Origin of the sequence: Pedobacter terrae (assembly GCF_900100705.1) — a bacterium.
Lineage (GTDB): Bacteria > Bacteroidota > Bacteroidia > Sphingobacteriales > Sphingobacteriaceae > Pedobacter > Pedobacter terrae.
In genome coordinates this window covers 1-15,895 of sequence record NZ_FNCH01000023.1, presented here as the reverse complement: position 1 = coordinate 15,895, position 15,895 = coordinate 1, and the positions used below count along the sequence as shown (strand labels likewise).

Sequence of the window (15,895 nt, the reverse complement as noted above, 5' to 3'; positions counted from 1 at the left end):
AAATACTATATTCAATTAAAAAATTAATCTTTATGGATAATCAGCAGGTACTATTTTTTCAAGCCATTAAAGCGGTATTGCCCGAGTACCAGAACCTGGCATTTAGTGTTGCTGAAGAGCTAGGGATAAGCACCAATGAGGCCTACAAGAAAATCAGGGGCGACAGCAACCTTACTTTCCAGCAGATCATCAAGCTTTCTGATTGCTTTGATGTCCCATTTATTTACAACCCGAAACAATCGCTATCTGTTACATTTAGCTATTTAAGTGTAAATGAAGATTTAGATATGATTGGCTATCTCCGGAATTTATTGGAAAATATAAAAGCCATTAAAAACAGTAATAAAAAACACATCACCATCACCACCGATGATATCCCGCTATTTCATTTTTTCAAGTACCCGGAACTCACCAGCTTTAAACTTTTCTTTTGGGCAAATAGTGCCAACAATCTCGAAATGCCTTTCAACTCTTCGTTTCTATCCGATGAAATTATTGAAATTTCGCAGGAGCTGCACGCTGCCTACCTGGAAATACCGAGTACCGAAATATGGTCTAAAGATACGGTAACCGGCACACTCGAACAGATTAGGTATGCATTTGAAGCCGGCCATCTTACCGATACCGAACTGGCTATAAAGATTGTAGAACAAGTAAGGTATTGCCTTACCGATATGAACATGTATGCCATTAGCAGTAAAAAAACCATCGACCCTAACCATACCTTTAACTGGTACAGTTGCGATGTACTGGGCAGCATTGCTTACCTGGTTGATTTTAAAGACCGCATGACCTGCTACAATAGATTTAATACTTTTAATTATTTAAGAACCGAAGACCAGGCCTACTGCAAACAAACCAAACAATGGATGCAGGGCCTGATTATGAAATCTGTTTCTTTCAGCGGCCAGGGAGAAAAACACCGCAATAAGTATCTGTATAATGCCTTTGCTGAATGTGATCAGTTGCTGAGGGAAATAGATCAGTCTGGGGTCGGGCGTTTGGGGCTTAGCGTGGATTAACCGGATAACTCGCCTTTGCGTCGGATTTTGGATACCTAGTCTCAGTTAACCGATTTAGACAATTAAACGATTAATCATCACACCTCTTCCATTTTCCATCTTTCCCCTATATTTGCACATGCTTAAAAAAGAACGCTACAAACTTTTTGTAGAACATTTTTCGGCCAAGCAGCCTGATGCAGAAACCGAGTTACATTACAACAACCCTTACCAGCTTTTAGTAGCTGTAATCCTTTCGGCACAATGTACCGACAAAAGGGTAAATATGGTAACTCCCGCCCTTTTTCAACGCTTTCCCAATGCTAAAGCTTTGGCCGAAGCTACTCCTGATATTGTTTTTGATTATATTAAAAGCATCAGTTATCCCAACAACAAAGCAAAACACCTGGTAGGCATGGCCAATATCCTGTTGAACGAATTTAACGATATAGTGCCTTCCGGAATTGACGAATTACAGAAAATGCCAGGTGTTGGGCGTAAAACAGCCAATGTAATTGCATCGGTAATTTACAATGCACCGGCAATGGCAGTTGATACCCACGTTTTCCGCGTGGCCAACCGTCTGGGTTTAACCAATGGCAAAACACCATTGGCAGTGGAAAAAGACCTGGTCAAAAACCTGCCTGAACACGACATCCACATTGCACACCATTGGCTTATATTGCATGGGCGTTATGTTTGTGTAGCCCGAAACCCCAAATGCGATGTTTGTGAAATTACCTACATGTGCAGGTATTTTGAACGTTTAACCGCCCAAAATGAAAGAGATAAATTAAGGGCTTAAAAAATATTTTCACTTTACTATTGACATTAGCTAAAAAACATTTAAATTAGCTAAATATTTTAGTATTATAAATATCAACATTTGAACATATTAGCCGAGAATCAGTTATATTTACGCAATCAATGAAAAAAGAAATGAGCACTGCAAATCCAGATAAATTAAAAGCCCTACAGCTTACTTTAGATAAACTAGAGAAATCTTACGGTAAAGGTACCATCATGAAACTTGGCGATACGGCCATTGAACCAATAGATTTTATTTCTACCGGATCAATCAGTTTAGATATTGCTTTAGGTATTGGCGGTATTCCAAAAGGCCGTGTAATTGAAATCTACGGACCGGAATCTTCTGGTAAAACAACTCTGGCTACACATATTATTGCCGAAGCACAGAAAAAAGGTGGCATTGCAGCTTTTATTGATGCAGAGCACGCTTTTGATCAGTTTTATGCAAAAAAATTAGGTGTAGATACAGATAACCTGTTAATCTCTCAACCAGATAATGGTGAGCAGGCATTAGAAATTGCCGATAACTTAATCCGTTCTGGGGCTATAGATGTAATCGTAATCGACTCAGTTGCGGCATTGGTTCCTAAAAGTGAAATTGAAGGCGAAATGGGCGACAGTAAAATGGGTTTACATGCCCGTTTAATGAGTCAGGCCTTACGTAAATTAACCGGAACCATTTCTAAAACCGGATGTTGCTGTATTTTCATTAACCAGTTGCGTGATAAAATTGGTGTAATGTTTGGTAACCCTGAAACGACAACTGGTGGTAATGCTTTGAAATTTTATGCATCCGTACGTTTAGATATCCGCCGTATTTCACAAATTAAAGATTCTGATGAAGTTTCCGGTAACCGTGTTAAAGTAAAAATTGTTAAAAATAAAGTGGCTCCACCTTTCCGCATTGCAGAATTTGATGTGATGTTTGGTGAAGGTATTTCTAAAAACGGTGAGATTATCGACTTAGGTGTTGATTTTGGCATCATCAAAAAAGCAGGTTCATGGTTCTCTTACGGAGATACCAAGCTGGGCCAGGGTAGAGATGCCGTAAAACAATTGTTAAGCGACAATCCTGAACTTGCAGAAGAGCTGGAAACGAAGATTAAAGCAGAAGTAACCGGCGAGCATCTGGCAGAAAAATAAGCCTGATCAATTCAGCCTGAAGATAAAAAAAGTGTCCCGATGTTAAATCGGGACGCTTTTCTATTTTAGCATCTGGTTAATAACTAACCGAAATGCCGAAGTTTACAGAAGTACCTCTTCCTTTTGAATAAAAACCAGGCTGCATAAACCATTGTGCCCTGGCCGGAAAGTAATCCTGGTTAAATATATTGTCTACCCCTAAGGTAAGTTTCGTGTTCTTCTTCACCTGATAAATTCCCGCAAAACTGAACAGATGATAAGCTTTCACCGCACCCTCATTTCCATTATATATGCCGTTCGCATTTTTCTCAAATCTATTGCGCGAATTGATACCGGTGTAATTCAGGGTTAAATCCAGCACCTTTATCGGACTGTAGGTAACTGAAGCCGTAACTTTAGGTGCTGAAATTCGGCGACCATTAAGATACAGGTCTGCTGCATCATTAAACTTTCCATTTTTGTCAATGTCGCGCTTGCCTTCCGTATAACTATAACTTGCCGCTAAACCCAACTGATCAAACAGCTGGTAATCGGCAGCCAACTCAAAACCATAAATTTTTTCAGGGTTTCTGGCTGTATTAAACAGGCCTGTAGCAGGATCATAAACCACTTCAATCCCCAGTTTGGATGTACTGATGTAACCCGAAGCAGAAAATGTTAATCCGGCAATTTTACTCTCAAAACCAGCCTCATAATTATTAACTTTTACCGCATCGGTATTGATCTTGTCAATGCTGTTTACTTTCGCATCACGTAAAGCCAATCCTATATCCATCACAGAAAAACCCTGAGAGAAACTTACAAAAGGGCTGAACACATCAAATTGGTTATACCTTAAACCTGCATTAAACAGGTAAGTGCTGTATTTTAAATTCCCTCCTGTTACATTAAAAGATGGGGTAATGGTCGTATTGTTCGCACCTGTAGTTCTTAAAGTACGGTAATCATCAACCGCTATATTTACATTTTCGTAACGCAAACCCGTTTTGAATACAAGCTTGTTTAAAATATTAAAGTCTGCCTGTGCAAAAGGTGCAATATTGGTCATATCCATTGTAGGCACCCATACCCTACCATCAACCAATGGCTGTGCCGTTTTATCTTTCATGAAATCTGCACCATAAGCCAGGTTCATTTTCAAAAAGTCCAGGTTCAGTATTGGTGTTTCCAAAAATAAACGAGCCCCCCGTTTATCGTTTTTGGCAAGCGATTGGCCATCACCTCCGTCAAAACGGCCTAAGGAAACATAGAATACGTCTTTACGGGTTTCATAATATAGGTCTGCGTGTAAACTAGAATGCAGAAAAGTGCTATCTATTTTATACGATAGATTTAAATTGTGGTTATAGTCAACCCCGGTCGGAATCCCAAGTGGTTTTCCCAATACACCGGTTGCTTTCTGGCCTGTGGCCAGATTACCATTCACTAAAGTAAAATTACTATTCTGCAAACTGCTGTACGTATTATAGGTAAGCTGAATTCGTTGATTTTTTGCAGGCATATAACCAAATTTGGCAAAAGCATTATAGCTATCGGTTTCGCCTAAACTATAGTTGGGACCTACCACATCACCTTTTGCATCCTTATATTCACCAGTTTGATCATACATGCCGCTCACCACGTAATCAAATTTACCCAGTTTGCCATAGAACATTTGGTTAATTCTACCGCCTTCGGCGTTTTTCATCTTTACCAACGATCCGTTTAAATTGAGCTGGGTTTTACCTGCGAACCTGGCAGCTGTATCCGGAACCATGGTAATGTAATTCACCAAACCTCCAGCCGCGCCGTTACCATAAATGGCTGTAGCACCTTTTACCACTTCTATGCGTTCAAGCACCGATGGGTCTATCGACCTTAAATCTACTTCAGCATTTCTTAGTGGCGAAGATTGGGAAACACCATCTATCATCACCAGCATTGGTCGGCCCCGTAAATTCTGCCCCACATTATTCCCGGTTTGTGCCGTAGGTGCAAATCCAGGTACCTGGTTGGCCAATATTGTGCTTAAATCAGGCGTAATGGCCATCTCCTTCTCAGTTTTTTCTTATTTACAATACTCACTGAAGTGGTAATGTTTTTGATATTTTCAGGCTTCCTGGAGGTAGAGATCAATACATCATCTAAAGTATTCGGCACTGGCTCCAATACAAAGTTGATAACAGTATCGGCCTGTACAGCCACCATTTGTTGTGAAACCGTTTTATAGCCAACCGTATTTAACCGGATATTAAACGGAATGCCACTTTTGATGTAAAAGGTGTAATAACCTTTGCTATCGGCCTGAATTTTCTGGCCCGGTAAAGAAATCGTGGTGTATGGAATTTCACTTCTTTTATCCCTGATGTGTCCCTCAATCTTCACGCTTTGGCCATGCACCAAAAGAAGATTACACATCAGGATGGTAACGAGTATAATTTTTTTCATCTATCTTTAATTTTCGGCAAAGATAGAAAATAGACGCTAATAAGAATAGGTCTAAATAAGAATTAGGGAATTCCGTTTAATTCTGACTGAAAATCGCGCTAAAATCTTTGGTTACATAAACAATAACCAAAAGCGCAGCAATTACCAGTGCACCGAGGATAATTATACCCCAGCTTCCATTAAGTTTGTTTTTATCTTTTCTGATCAACCAGTATAACAGCCCGATTAAAGGTACCGCACAAACAATCCAAAATATTAACGATGCTCCATTCATATGTGTATTTAATTTAATAGTTTTTATTGGTCCGAAGTCGGGTGTCCGAAGTCGGAAGTTAAGGTGTTAATCCATTCCAAGGGGCTATCATCCACTTCAGTTTTTTGTACGCAATTTTCAGTTCACAGTTGCCGGTCTCCGGTTTTCAACCGATGTGCTTTAAGGGCTATAATCCCCTAAGGAGGCGTCATCCTGATCCGATAGCTATCGGATTTGTTTCAGGATCTTACCTAAAGAATAATCCCCCTGGGTCCTTTACATCAGCTTGCAAGCAGCTATCGTTTTAAGATTACTTCCCCAAAAAGGGATCACTAATGAATCGGTCAATACGATGGAGTCGTTAGACAATTCTTCATAAACCCATGACCAATAAACCAATGACCAATGAACTAATGACGAATGAACTAATGAACCAAAACTAAAACTCCATCCGTGCCATTGGCGAAACATCCTGCCCTACAAAATCCTGTTTCAGGTACTTTTGGTAACCTGCAATGGCAATCATGCCCGCATTATCTGTACAATATTGAAATGCCGGAATATAAATCTTCCATCCCAGTTCATCGGCAGTTTTTTGCAGTCCATTCCGTAAACCAGAGTTTGCAGAAACCCCTCCCGCAATAGCCACTTCTTTAATCCCATACTGTTTTGCCGCTTTCTTTAATTTATTGAGCAAAATCTGCACAATACTGTGTTGAACAGATGCACAAATATCAGCTAAATTTTCGGCAATAAAATCGGGATTCTCTTTCTCCTGTTTCCTGATAAAATACAGAATAGAAGTTTTAAAACCACTAAAACTAAAGTTCAGATCGGCAATTTGTGGTTCGGCAAACTTAAATGCCAAAGGGTTTCCGTTCTGCGCATGTTTATCAATTAGTGGTCCGCCAGGGTAAGGCAAAGCCAGTAATTTAGCCGTTTTATCAAAAGCTTCACCAGCAGCATCATCCAAAGTTTCGCCAATAATTTCCATATCAAAATAATCCTTTACGAGCACAATTTGTGTATGCCCGCCCGAAACGGTTAAACAAATAAAAGGAAAACCCGGCTTAGGATCATCAATAAAATGCGCCAGAATATGCGCATGCATATGATTAACAGAAATTAAAGGTATATTTAAAGCTAATGCAAAAGATTTTGCAAAAGAAACACCAACCAATAACGATCCTAAAAGGCCTGGACCACGTGTAAAAGCAACTGCATTAATGTCCTGTTTTGTAACTTTGGCATTAATTAAAGCTTGTTGCACGGCAGGCACAATATTTTGCTGATGTACCCTTGAAGCTAATTCAGGTATAACACCACCATAATTTTGATGAATTGTTTGGTTTGCAATAACATTGGCAGTAATTTTGCCGTTGTTACAAATAGCAACGGATGTATCATCGCAAGAAGACTCGATAGCAAGTATAACAGACAAATTATTAATATTTAAGCTGCAAAATTATTAAAAAACTATTTAAAATACTCCTTTGGGTAATTGCATCAATAATTTTGCTGCTTGCGCTTATTATTTTCTCCCTACAATTTAAGCCTGTACAAACCTATTTTGCGCAGCGGGCTGCCGCATACCTATCTAAAGAGCTTAATACCACTATATCAATCAAGAGTCTTTACATCAAACCGTTTAAGTCTATCGTTCTCGAAGATTTATTGGTTTTGGATTTACAAAAAGACACTTTATTGAGTACGCCACAATTTATGGTCGATATTAACCGATTATCCATTGATAAAAAGATCATCGATATCAATACCGTGCAAATTAATGATGGACAGTTTTTCCTAAAGGATTTCAAAGATAAGTCTTCTAATCTCGATTTCATCATCAACTACTTCGATTCTGGTAAACCCAAGGTAAAGAAAAAGAAAAGTAAGCCTTTTGACGTCAATCTGGGGCGCCTTATTTTAAACAAGTTTGCTTTCCGGTACATCAACTACAGTGCAAAAGATACCGCGCAGGGTAAAAGTGTAAACTTCGATAATGTAAACGTTAAACAGCTGAGCGGAATTTTTGAAGGATTGGACACCAAGAATCACCTGCTTAAAACCAATATCAAAAACCTCACTTTTAAAGAGCGTAGCGGATTTTACCTCAAAAATTTAACAGCCCAAACCACGGTAGACAGTAATGCTATCGAATTAAAAAACCTATTGCTCGAAACCAATCAGAGCCGTTTAACCAACTATTATCAAATGCGGTTTAAAAGCTTTAGGGATTTTAACCACTACATTGATAATGTGCGGATGAAGGCCATTTTTAAAGATAGCCACATCACCTCAAGGGATGTTGCGTTTTTTGCACCAGAATTGAACACCATGAAACTCGACCTGGATGTTGATGGTCAGATTACAGGCTTAGTGAATAACCTTAAAGCCAAAAAACTTTCCATAAGAACAGGAAAGGCTACGCACATTAAAGGTGATTTTATTTTAAAGGGGCTACCCAAATGGAAAGAAACCTTTATGGACCTGAATATCGAGATGGCTGGCACAAACAAAACCGATCTTGAGCAAGTACTGGCTGGCATTACCAATAGCAAAAAGCAAATAGTTCCGGTGATTATAAAGAAATTTGGCAACATTAATTTTAACGGAAGTTTTACAGGTTTCCAGAACGACTTTATTGCCTATGGCGAGTTTAAAACGAAACTGGGCCGCATCGTTTCTGACGTGAACATGAAAATCGATAAAAAAGATGTTCCATCATATACCGGAAATGTAAAAACATACGATTTCAACATCGGCGACCTGTTAGATGAAAAAAGCCTGGGCCGGATCAGTTCGTCGCTATATGTAAAAGGGCGTGGAACAGAACTGAAAGAATTAACCGAAAAAATAAACGGCGATATAGATTACATCGACTTTAATAAATACAGGTACCATAACGTAAAGATCGATGGCACCTTTGATAAAAAATATTTTGATGGCAAGCTGAGCATTAATGACCGAAATGTTAAACTGGTATTTGACGGCGGTGTTAATCTGAACCCTAAATTACCCGTATTTAATTTCAATGCAAGCATTTCTAAGGCACGTTTAAAAGCCTTAAAACTGTTAAAAGATTCGTTAATGGTAGATGCTAAATTTACCACCAATTTTTCGGGCACCAACCTGAACAACATATCAGGCAAGTTATTAATCCAGGAGATCAGGCTGCAAAACACCAAAGGCACTTACAGTGTAGATTCGGTACAATTAATGGCCAATGGCACAGGTGCTAACCGCGTACTTGATATCCGGTCAGATATTTTGGACGCTAGTATTAGAGGTGAATATGACTTAAATTCTATCGCTTCTTATTACAAGGCCATCGCCAAAACATATATCCCATCCTTAAAAGCCGACATCATTAAATACAACAAGCAGATTTTTCAGTTCAACCTGCAGGTTAAAAAATTTGAACCACTTGCGCAGATCCTGGCGCCAGGCTTAGAACTGGAAGAAGGTGCTACCCTAACGGGCGATTTCGATTCGCGCAATAATACCGCCACCCTTAATGGTTTTGTCAGGAAATTAAAATACAACGGCATTGTCGTAAACAATATCATCCTCGACGAAAATACCACGACAGAACAACTGCAACTGATTGTAACTTCAGATCGGGTGCAACTTAACGACAGTCTGTTTATTAAAGATGTAAACGTTTCCAACATCCTGCGGAACGATAGTCTGGCCTTTAACGTTAAAATGTCCAATAACGATGAGGATAATCAGCTCGATTTAAACGGGTTGGTAGAATTTACCAAAAACCAGGATACTACGGCAAGGTTAAGCGTATTGCCATCTATCTTAAAAATCAATAATGAAGAATGGCGTATCCAGGAGAAAGTACGCATTGTGCTGAACAATGGTAAAACCGAGATCAGTAATTTCGATTTAACGAACGGAAATCAGCAGGTTACCATTGATGGATTAATTTCTGAAGATCCTAAAGATTTGATTAGTGTTGGATTTAAAGATTTTAGCTTAAAAACCCTTAACCCTTTTACCAAAGGTTTTGGTGTTAAACTGGGCGGAAACGTTAACGGCAAGACTGATTTATTTGGCGTATTAAAAACACTTCGGGTAACCGACGATCTAAAGGTTGATTCGTTAAACTTTAACGATATCTATATCGGTACCTTAACAGATACCTCATCATACAGCAATGAAAGTCAAAAACTGAATGTATTTACCCGCATTGTGGCCGATAACACGGAAAACTTTAAGCTGACCGGAAATCTTGATCTCAAGGAAAAAGAAATCGACCTTGCCGTAAAAATGGACGATAGCAAACTTACTGTACTTGAGCCGTTTGTTAAACAACTGGTATCTAAACTAAAAGGAAATATCTCAGCTGATTTAACGGTAAAAGGCAAGTTAGACAAGCCGGAAATTAATGGAACCCTATCTTTAAATAAGGGGGAGCTCATGGTAAACTACCTTAAAACCACTTATGTAATTACTGATAAGGTAGAAGTAAACAACAGTGTAATTAAGCTCGAAGATTTTGTACTTAGAGACCTGGAAGGCCATGAGGCTACCGCACGCGGCAGTGTTGATTTAAACAACATTGACTACCCTGACTTAGACGTTACTGTGAATGCCAATAATTTGATGGCGTTAAACACCACCGCGAAAGACAATTCTATTTATTATGGTCGTGCATATGGTACAGGTGTATTTACGTTTAAGGGGCCTACCAATAAAATGAAGATTGATATTAAGGCGAAAACGGAAAAGGGAACTGTATTTAACCTGCCATTAAACAGTTCTGAAACCGTATCGGATAAAGATTTCATTAATTTTGTAAGCCGCGACTCTGCAGTTCTGGTTAAGAAAAAAACCAACTTTGATGGTTTAACCCTAAGTTTCAAATTAACTATTGATCCAAATACCACGGCGAACATTTATACCACCCTGGGCAATTTAAGTGGCAAGGGTAATGCCGAGCTGAGCTTAAACATTAATAGTTTTGGCGATTTTGAAATGTCTGGTGATTATATTATCGAGACCGGAAGTTTCGATTTTACAGCTCAGGAAGTAATCAATAAAAAATTCGAAATCAGACAAGGTGGAACCATCCGCTGGACGGGTAATCCTACAGCCGCGCAGATTAACTTAAAGGCTGTATATGCATTAAGGGCGAGCTTAAACGACCTTTACAAAGCAGCTAACCGCGATGCGAGTAGTAATGCCAACCAAAGGGTAAATACTGAGGTAGAGATGGGTTTAACAGGTTTACTGTTAAAACCTGATATTAAGCTGGATATCAATTTCCCTGCACAACCTTCCATTAAAGAAGAGCTGCAAACCTATTTAAGCGATCAGAATAACCTGAACCTGCAGGCTTTCAGTTTAATTATCAGAAGGAGTTTCGCACCAGGTAACGGCGGGCAGTCGATCGGGAACCAGTTGAGTTCAACGGCTACCAGTACTGCTACCGAATTGGTGTTTAATCAGTTTAATAATGTACTTTCTTCGTTAAACTTAAACTTCGTCGATCTGAACGTACGTTCATTAAGCGAGGCCAATGCATCCTTTAAATTCTTTAACGATCGTTTAATTATTAACGCGGGTATTGTTGATCGTAACAGTGTGAACGACTTTACGGTGATCGATTTCTCTAAAGATAATGTGGGCAGAGAGGTAGAGGCACTGTTTCTAATTAGAAAAGATGGAAGTTTGACGATGAAAGCGGCAAATAAACCACCTACGCAACAGAGTATATTCTTAAACAGCGGAATCAGTCCAACGGCAAACGTCACTTCTTTTGGTTTGGTATATACCCAGCAGTTTGATACGTTTAAGGAGTTTGTTCAGAAAATTTCTGGTGCTTATCGCCGGAACCTGAAAAGAAAGAGCCAGAAACCCGTTAAAACAAATAAATCTTTTAACAAAGACGCGATTATCAACCAAAGTAAAGGGAATCAGCGGAGGTAAGGCTTTTGGTTCACTGGTCATTGGTTCATTAGTCAGTGGTTCATAGTTAATTGCCTAGGTTAAAACTAATCGATTACCAAAGACTGATCAACTGGTTAAAGCCGCTTAAAACCCAATGCTGGAACACAATTCTTATCCATCAGTTCCATTCCAGTATCGTCATCCTCGCGCAGGCGGGGATCTTAATACCTATTGCATTCAATTCTTAATTACTTTATAGAAATACACTACCACAGAGATCCTGAAACAAATTAGATAGCTATCGGATCAGGATGACGAATTGCCGGGAGTGATGAGCAAGGGGCGCTAAAACAAAAAGACCAACAATCGAGTCCTGCTCAACTGTTGGTCTTGTATAAGTTTTCAATTAGCAGTTCACAGTTCACACCATTCAAACGCTGTACTGCAACAGTTAACTGCCAACTGTTAACTGTTAAATGTAAACTGCCAACTGAACTATCCTTTCATAATCGAATGGCCCATTTTATCTCTTTTAGTCGTTAAATAACGTTCGTTATGTACGTTACTTGCAATTTCGATCGGAATATTTTCTACTACTTCTAAACCATAACCAATTAAACCTGCCCTTTTGGTTGGGTTATTGGTCATTAAACGCATTTTAGTTACCCCTTCTGATCGCAGGATCTGGGCGCCTACACCATAATCGCGTTCATCACCTTTAAAACCCAGCTTAATATTGGCTTCAACGGTATCAAAACCAGCATCCTGTAAGTTATAAGAACGTAGTTTATTAATCAGTCCGATACCTCTACCCTCCTGGTTCATATAAACCACAATACCTTTACCTTCTTTCTCGATCATTTCTAATGCCTTATGCAACTGCGGACCGCAATCGCAACGGCAGGACCCAAAAATATCGCCCGTTACACAAGAACTGTGTACGCGTGCCAAAATAGGTTCGTTGGGGTCCCATTCGCCTTTAGAAATGGCTAAATGTGTAGCGTTATTATCCAATTGCGTATAAGCCGTCATTTTAAAATCGCCCCAGGTGGTAGGCAAATCAATGCTCACTTCCTGTTTAATTAAACTGTCTATCTTTAAACGGTAGGCAATTAAATCTTCAATGGATATAATTTTTAACTGGTGCTGCTCGGCAATTTTAAATAAATCCGGGAGTCTGGCCATTTCGCCATCTTCTTTTAAAATCTCTACCAATAAACCAGCAGGTCTCATACCAGCCAAACGTGCTAAATCTACGGCAGCTTCTGTATGACCTGCCCGACGGATTACCCCACCATCTTTGGCTATTAAAGGAAAAATATGTCCTGGTCTGCCCAACTCTTCAGGGTCGGTTTTAGGATTAACCAAAGCCAGCATTGTTTTGGAGCGATCGCTTGCCGAAATTCCGGTGGTACAACCATGACCAACCAAATCTACCGAAACCGTAAAATTAGTTTCGTAAGCCGCTGTATTTTTACCCACCATCAGGTTAAGGTTTAACTCCTTACAACGCTCTTCTGTTAAGGGCGCACAGATTAAACCACGACCGTAAGTGGCCATAAAATTAATGATCTCGGGCGTTGCATTTTCAGCCGCCGTTAAAAAATCACCTTCGTTTTCTCTATTCTCATCATCTACAACAATAATTACTTTACCAGCTTTTATATCTGCGATGGCCTCTTCTATTGTGTTTAATTGTGTTTGCATTTTATAAGCATTATGGGGCAATGGTGTATAAGGCGCATTAAAATGGTTTTATACTACAAACCATAACCCGTACAAATGTACAACCTTATTTGACCAATATCTGGATTAAAATATCATCTGTAAGTAAAGGAAAAACGGCCTATTTTTCTTTCTTTTTAAACAACTTCAGAATGAGTTGCTTGTAATAATCTACATCAAACAAGGCCGAATCTGCTGTAGCTTTATAGGTTAAAAAGGCAGCCAGGGGCGACAGTACAATGACCGCAATCCACATCCCGAATATAGGATTCAAATTACCTTCACGCGCTGATTTTTCGGCCACAGTGGTGATAATGTGGTACACCAGGAAGAAACAAATAGCCACCACTACCGGTAAGCCCATCCCTCCTTTTCTAATAATGGCTCCCAACGGGGCACCGATAAAAAACAACAGGATGCAGGATGCTGCCAGCGTAAATTTACGCTGATACTCTACGGTGGCAAAAATGATTTCGCCGGTTAAATCGGTTTGGCGCGGCCCCCAATTGGGTACATGCTGCATAATGTTGGCAACCGTGCTGTTGGCATTCTCCAAAGCCATTTTACGCGATCCGTTTGGAATATCCTTTAATATCACGTCATCAATCGCTTTCGGAACGGCTTTTACGCTGGTGTAACCTCTGGTGACATTAAATTGCTTAAAATTACTGTTGAGGTTGGCCACCGTACGCATTTTCAACGTATCCAATTGCTTCGTCAGTGAGTCGCGCTTTTTAACAATCCCTTTCAGGTTTAACATGGGGGTACTGTTTCCGAAAGCATTAGGGTCGGTGGTACTGCCATCAAAAGACGACATATCAAAACGGGGTGAAGTTTCTTTAAAACGATTTCGTGTAAAAATCTGCCTTGGGTTGTACATGCCGTTTTTCGCGGCCTGTTCTTCATACTGCACACCATTTTTAAGATTGAGCACTAAAAACTTACCATCGGAAGTTTTATTCATTTTGCCCTCCCTGGCCAGGATCACTTTTGGGATACCATTATTTTCACGGTGATCGTAAATCATGATATTGTGCAGCGTACCGTCTTCTTCTTTCGAATCCACACGGATGGCATAACCAGGAATGTCATTGTTAAAAACCCCTGGTTTAATCAAAAATGAAAGTTTTTTGTTTCTGATATCATACAATAGCGAACCAAATTTAAGGTTGGCTTTGGGCAGCATATAGTTGGCAAAAAAGAAAGAAGCTACCGTGAGCATCAAAATCACCACAAACAAAGGACGCATGGCCTTCTGCAACGAAATACCCGCCGATTTGATGGCCACCAGCTCGTAATTTTCGCCCAATGTACCAAAAGTCATGATGGAAGAAAGTAATACCGAAAGTGGGAGTGCCATGGAAACATTGGCGGCCGAGGCATAATACATCAGTTCCAGAATGGTATACCATTCGAAACCTTTTCCAATTAAATCATCAATCCATTTAAACAGAAAAAACATTAACAGAATAAACATCATAACAAAAAACGTTGCTATGAATGGCTTCACAAATGCTTTTATTAATAGAAGATGTATTTTTTTCACCTGACAAAGGTAAACAATACGAAGATAATATTACGCACCCAAAACGCTAATCAGGTAATCGATCTGGTTATCCCAGATTAATTTTTTCTCTGCTAAAAGCTCATCGGTCGTAAAATCGGTAATCGAGAGGGCAACATCATTGGTTAGTTCATCCTGTACAATTTCCATCTCAAAATAACATTGAGGTTCATCATCCAGCCACTTAAATTTAACCAGTTTATTTTCTTTGATGGAAACTAATTTTGCTTTTTGCTGCTCATCATCCCAGGTGAAAGTATATACCTGATCCCGAAAATTCACATCGTCCGCAAACCATTGTGATAAGCCGTTTGGCTCACTTATAAAACTATATAATATTCTTGGTGACGATCTAACTTCGTACTCTAGTGTGAATTTTTTCTTTTCTGCCATGTTAGTACACTACCAGGATAATTTCCGGACATTTTTTTAATATTCTTTTGCTAAAGAAAGGTAATTTATTCTATATCTGCAACAATATAATTTTTATTGGTTCCAGGCGATGCATTGGTTCATTTACCATTGGTTCAGTGGTCATTAGTTCATTGTCAGATTCCATTGGCTCATTGGTCATTGGTTCATTGGTCATTAGTGAGTAGTCATCGGTTCATTGGTCATTAGCCATTAGTTCATTAGTATGTGACCGTTACATCAATACACTGATATGCCTTACATCTCTTACAAGGTTAAGAAAAACGGGGGATTGTTAAAATCTGTTGAAGATCAAATAAAGACATAGTACTGGTTAATGGCTTAACCACTAAAATCTTCGCTAAAAAGCTGGCGTATAGCTTTTTTACCGTATATGGGTTGTTTTCGATTGAACTGTTATGGATTTATATGCCTTAATGGTTAAGCAAGGGACTGATTAATTGGTTAATTGGCTGTATGTCCATTCCTAAAAAAAGTTTACATAGAAAGTTTTTCAAAAGAGAAAAACAATATGATAAGAGCAAAAGCACTTAAAGGTAAGGGTGGTCGTGAATCTATCCATTCTGATAGTTTCCGAATCCAGGTTGCATTAGAATATCTGGATGGATCGTTCAGCCAATCGCAAATTGAGAAAAA

Annotated in this window: 11 protein-coding genes; 4 read left to right on the top strand and 7 right to left on the bottom strand. The window is 39.2% G+C overall.

Annotated elements, in window-relative coordinates; all coding sequences use genetic code 11:
* Positions 1-32: 32 nt before the first annotated feature.
* From BLR60_RS21070 to recA, 3 genes are all read left to right on the top strand, one after another.
* Positions 33-1,022, top strand: a complete 990-nt coding sequence (locus BLR60_RS21070) for a hypothetical protein (protein WP_090503592.1) — start codon at positions 33-35, stop codon at positions 1,020-1,022.
* A gap of 118 nt (positions 1,023-1,140) precedes the next feature.
* Positions 1,141-1,806, top strand: a complete 666-nt coding sequence (gene nth / locus BLR60_RS21065) for an endonuclease III (RefSeq protein WP_090503590.1) — start codon at positions 1,141-1,143, stop codon at positions 1,804-1,806.
* Between the two features lie 134 nt (positions 1,807-1,940).
* Positions 1,941-2,954, top strand: a complete 1,014-nt coding sequence (recA, locus tag BLR60_RS21060) for a recombinase RecA (protein ID WP_090503708.1) — start codon at positions 1,941-1,943, stop codon at positions 2,952-2,954.
* A gap of 76 nt (positions 2,955-3,030) precedes the next feature.
* Here recA and BLR60_RS21055 read toward each other — a convergent pair whose 3' ends face one another.
* The 4 genes from BLR60_RS21055 to tsaD form a co-directional block, all read right to left on the bottom strand.
* Positions 3,031-4,983 carry a TonB-dependent receptor gene (locus BLR60_RS21055; protein WP_090503587.1) on the bottom strand — a complete coding sequence of 651 codons (1,953 nt, stop codon included), beginning with the start codon at positions 4,981-4,983 and terminating at the stop codon, positions 3,031-3,033.
* Entirely contained in the window at positions 4,962-5,381 is a 420-nt protein-coding gene (locus tag BLR60_RS21050; RefSeq protein ID WP_090503585.1) for a peptidase associated/transthyretin-like domain-containing protein, read from the bottom strand. The genes BLR60_RS21055 and BLR60_RS21050 overlap by 22 nt, the downstream gene beginning before the upstream one ends.
* 76 nt (positions 5,382-5,457) lie before the next feature.
* The gene (locus BLR60_RS21045) at positions 5,458-5,655 is read right to left on the bottom strand and encodes a hypothetical protein (protein ID WP_090503583.1); all 198 of its coding nucleotides are present in this window, start codon (positions 5,653-5,655) and stop codon (positions 5,458-5,460) included.
* Positions 5,656-6,073: 418 nt separating this feature from the next.
* A complete protein-coding gene (tsaD, locus tag BLR60_RS21040; RefSeq protein WP_090503581.1) occupies positions 6,074-7,075 on the bottom strand; it encodes a tRNA (adenosine(37)-N6)-threonylcarbamoyltransferase complex transferase subunit TsaD in 1,002 nt (333 codons plus the stop codon).
* 74 nt (positions 7,076-7,149) lie between these two features.
* Here tsaD and BLR60_RS21035 point away from each other — a divergent pair, with 74 nt between their 5' ends.
* A complete protein-coding gene (locus BLR60_RS21035) occupies positions 7,150-11,577 on the top strand; it encodes a translocation/assembly module TamB domain-containing protein (RefSeq protein ID WP_090503578.1) in 4,428 nt (1,475 codons plus the stop codon).
* Between the two features lie 456 nt (positions 11,578-12,033).
* Here the strand turns inward: BLR60_RS21035 and BLR60_RS21030 are convergent, their stop codons facing one another.
* From BLR60_RS21030 to BLR60_RS21020, 3 genes are all read right to left on the bottom strand, one after another.
* Positions 12,034-13,245 (bottom strand): bifunctional 3,4-dihydroxy-2-butanone-4-phosphate synthase/GTP cyclohydrolase II, encoded by a 1,212-nt coding sequence (locus BLR60_RS21030; RefSeq protein WP_090503576.1) that lies wholly within the window; start codon positions 13,243-13,245, stop codon positions 12,034-12,036.
* A gap of 139 nt (positions 13,246-13,384) precedes the next feature.
* Positions 13,385-14,809 carry an LptF/LptG family permease gene (locus BLR60_RS21025; RefSeq protein ID WP_090503574.1) on the bottom strand — a complete coding sequence of 475 codons (1,425 nt, stop codon included), beginning with the start codon at positions 14,807-14,809 and terminating at the stop codon, positions 13,385-13,387.
* Positions 14,810-14,839: 30 nt separating this feature from the next.
* The gene (locus tag BLR60_RS21020) at positions 14,840-15,220 is read right to left on the bottom strand and encodes an START-like domain-containing protein (RefSeq protein WP_029278206.1); all 381 of its coding nucleotides are present in this window, start codon (positions 15,218-15,220) and stop codon (positions 14,840-14,842) included.
* Positions 15,221-15,895 lie beyond the last annotated feature (675 nt).

Bases quoted from the DNA above. Each gene is read 5' to 3' on its own strand.
- BLR60_RS21030 (WP_090503576.1), bottom strand. From the start codon at position 13,245: ATGCAAACACAATTAAACACAATAGAAGAGGCCATCGCAGATATAAAA.
- BLR60_RS21050 (WP_090503585.1), bottom strand. From the start codon at position 5,381: ATGAAAAAAATTATACTCGTTACCATCCTGATGTGTAATCTTCTTTTG.
- BLR60_RS21045 (WP_090503583.1), bottom strand. From the start codon at position 5,655: ATGAATGGAGCATCGTTAATATTTTGGATTGTTTGTGCGGTACCTTTA.
- nth (WP_090503590.1), top strand. From the start codon at position 1,141: ATGCTTAAAAAAGAACGCTACAAACTTTTTGTAGAACATTTTTCGGCC.
- BLR60_RS21020 (WP_029278206.1), bottom strand. From the start codon at position 15,220: ATGGCAGAAAAGAAAAAATTCACACTAGAGTACGAAGTTAGATCGTCA.
- BLR60_RS21070 (WP_090503592.1), top strand. From the start codon at position 33: ATGGATAATCAGCAGGTACTATTTTTTCAAGCCATTAAAGCGGTATTG.
- BLR60_RS21055 (WP_090503587.1), bottom strand. From the start codon at position 4,983: ATGGCCATTACGCCTGATTTAAGCACAATATTGGCCAACCAGGTACCT.
- recA (WP_090503708.1), top strand. From the start codon at position 1,941: ATGAGCACTGCAAATCCAGATAAATTAAAAGCCCTACAGCTTACTTTA.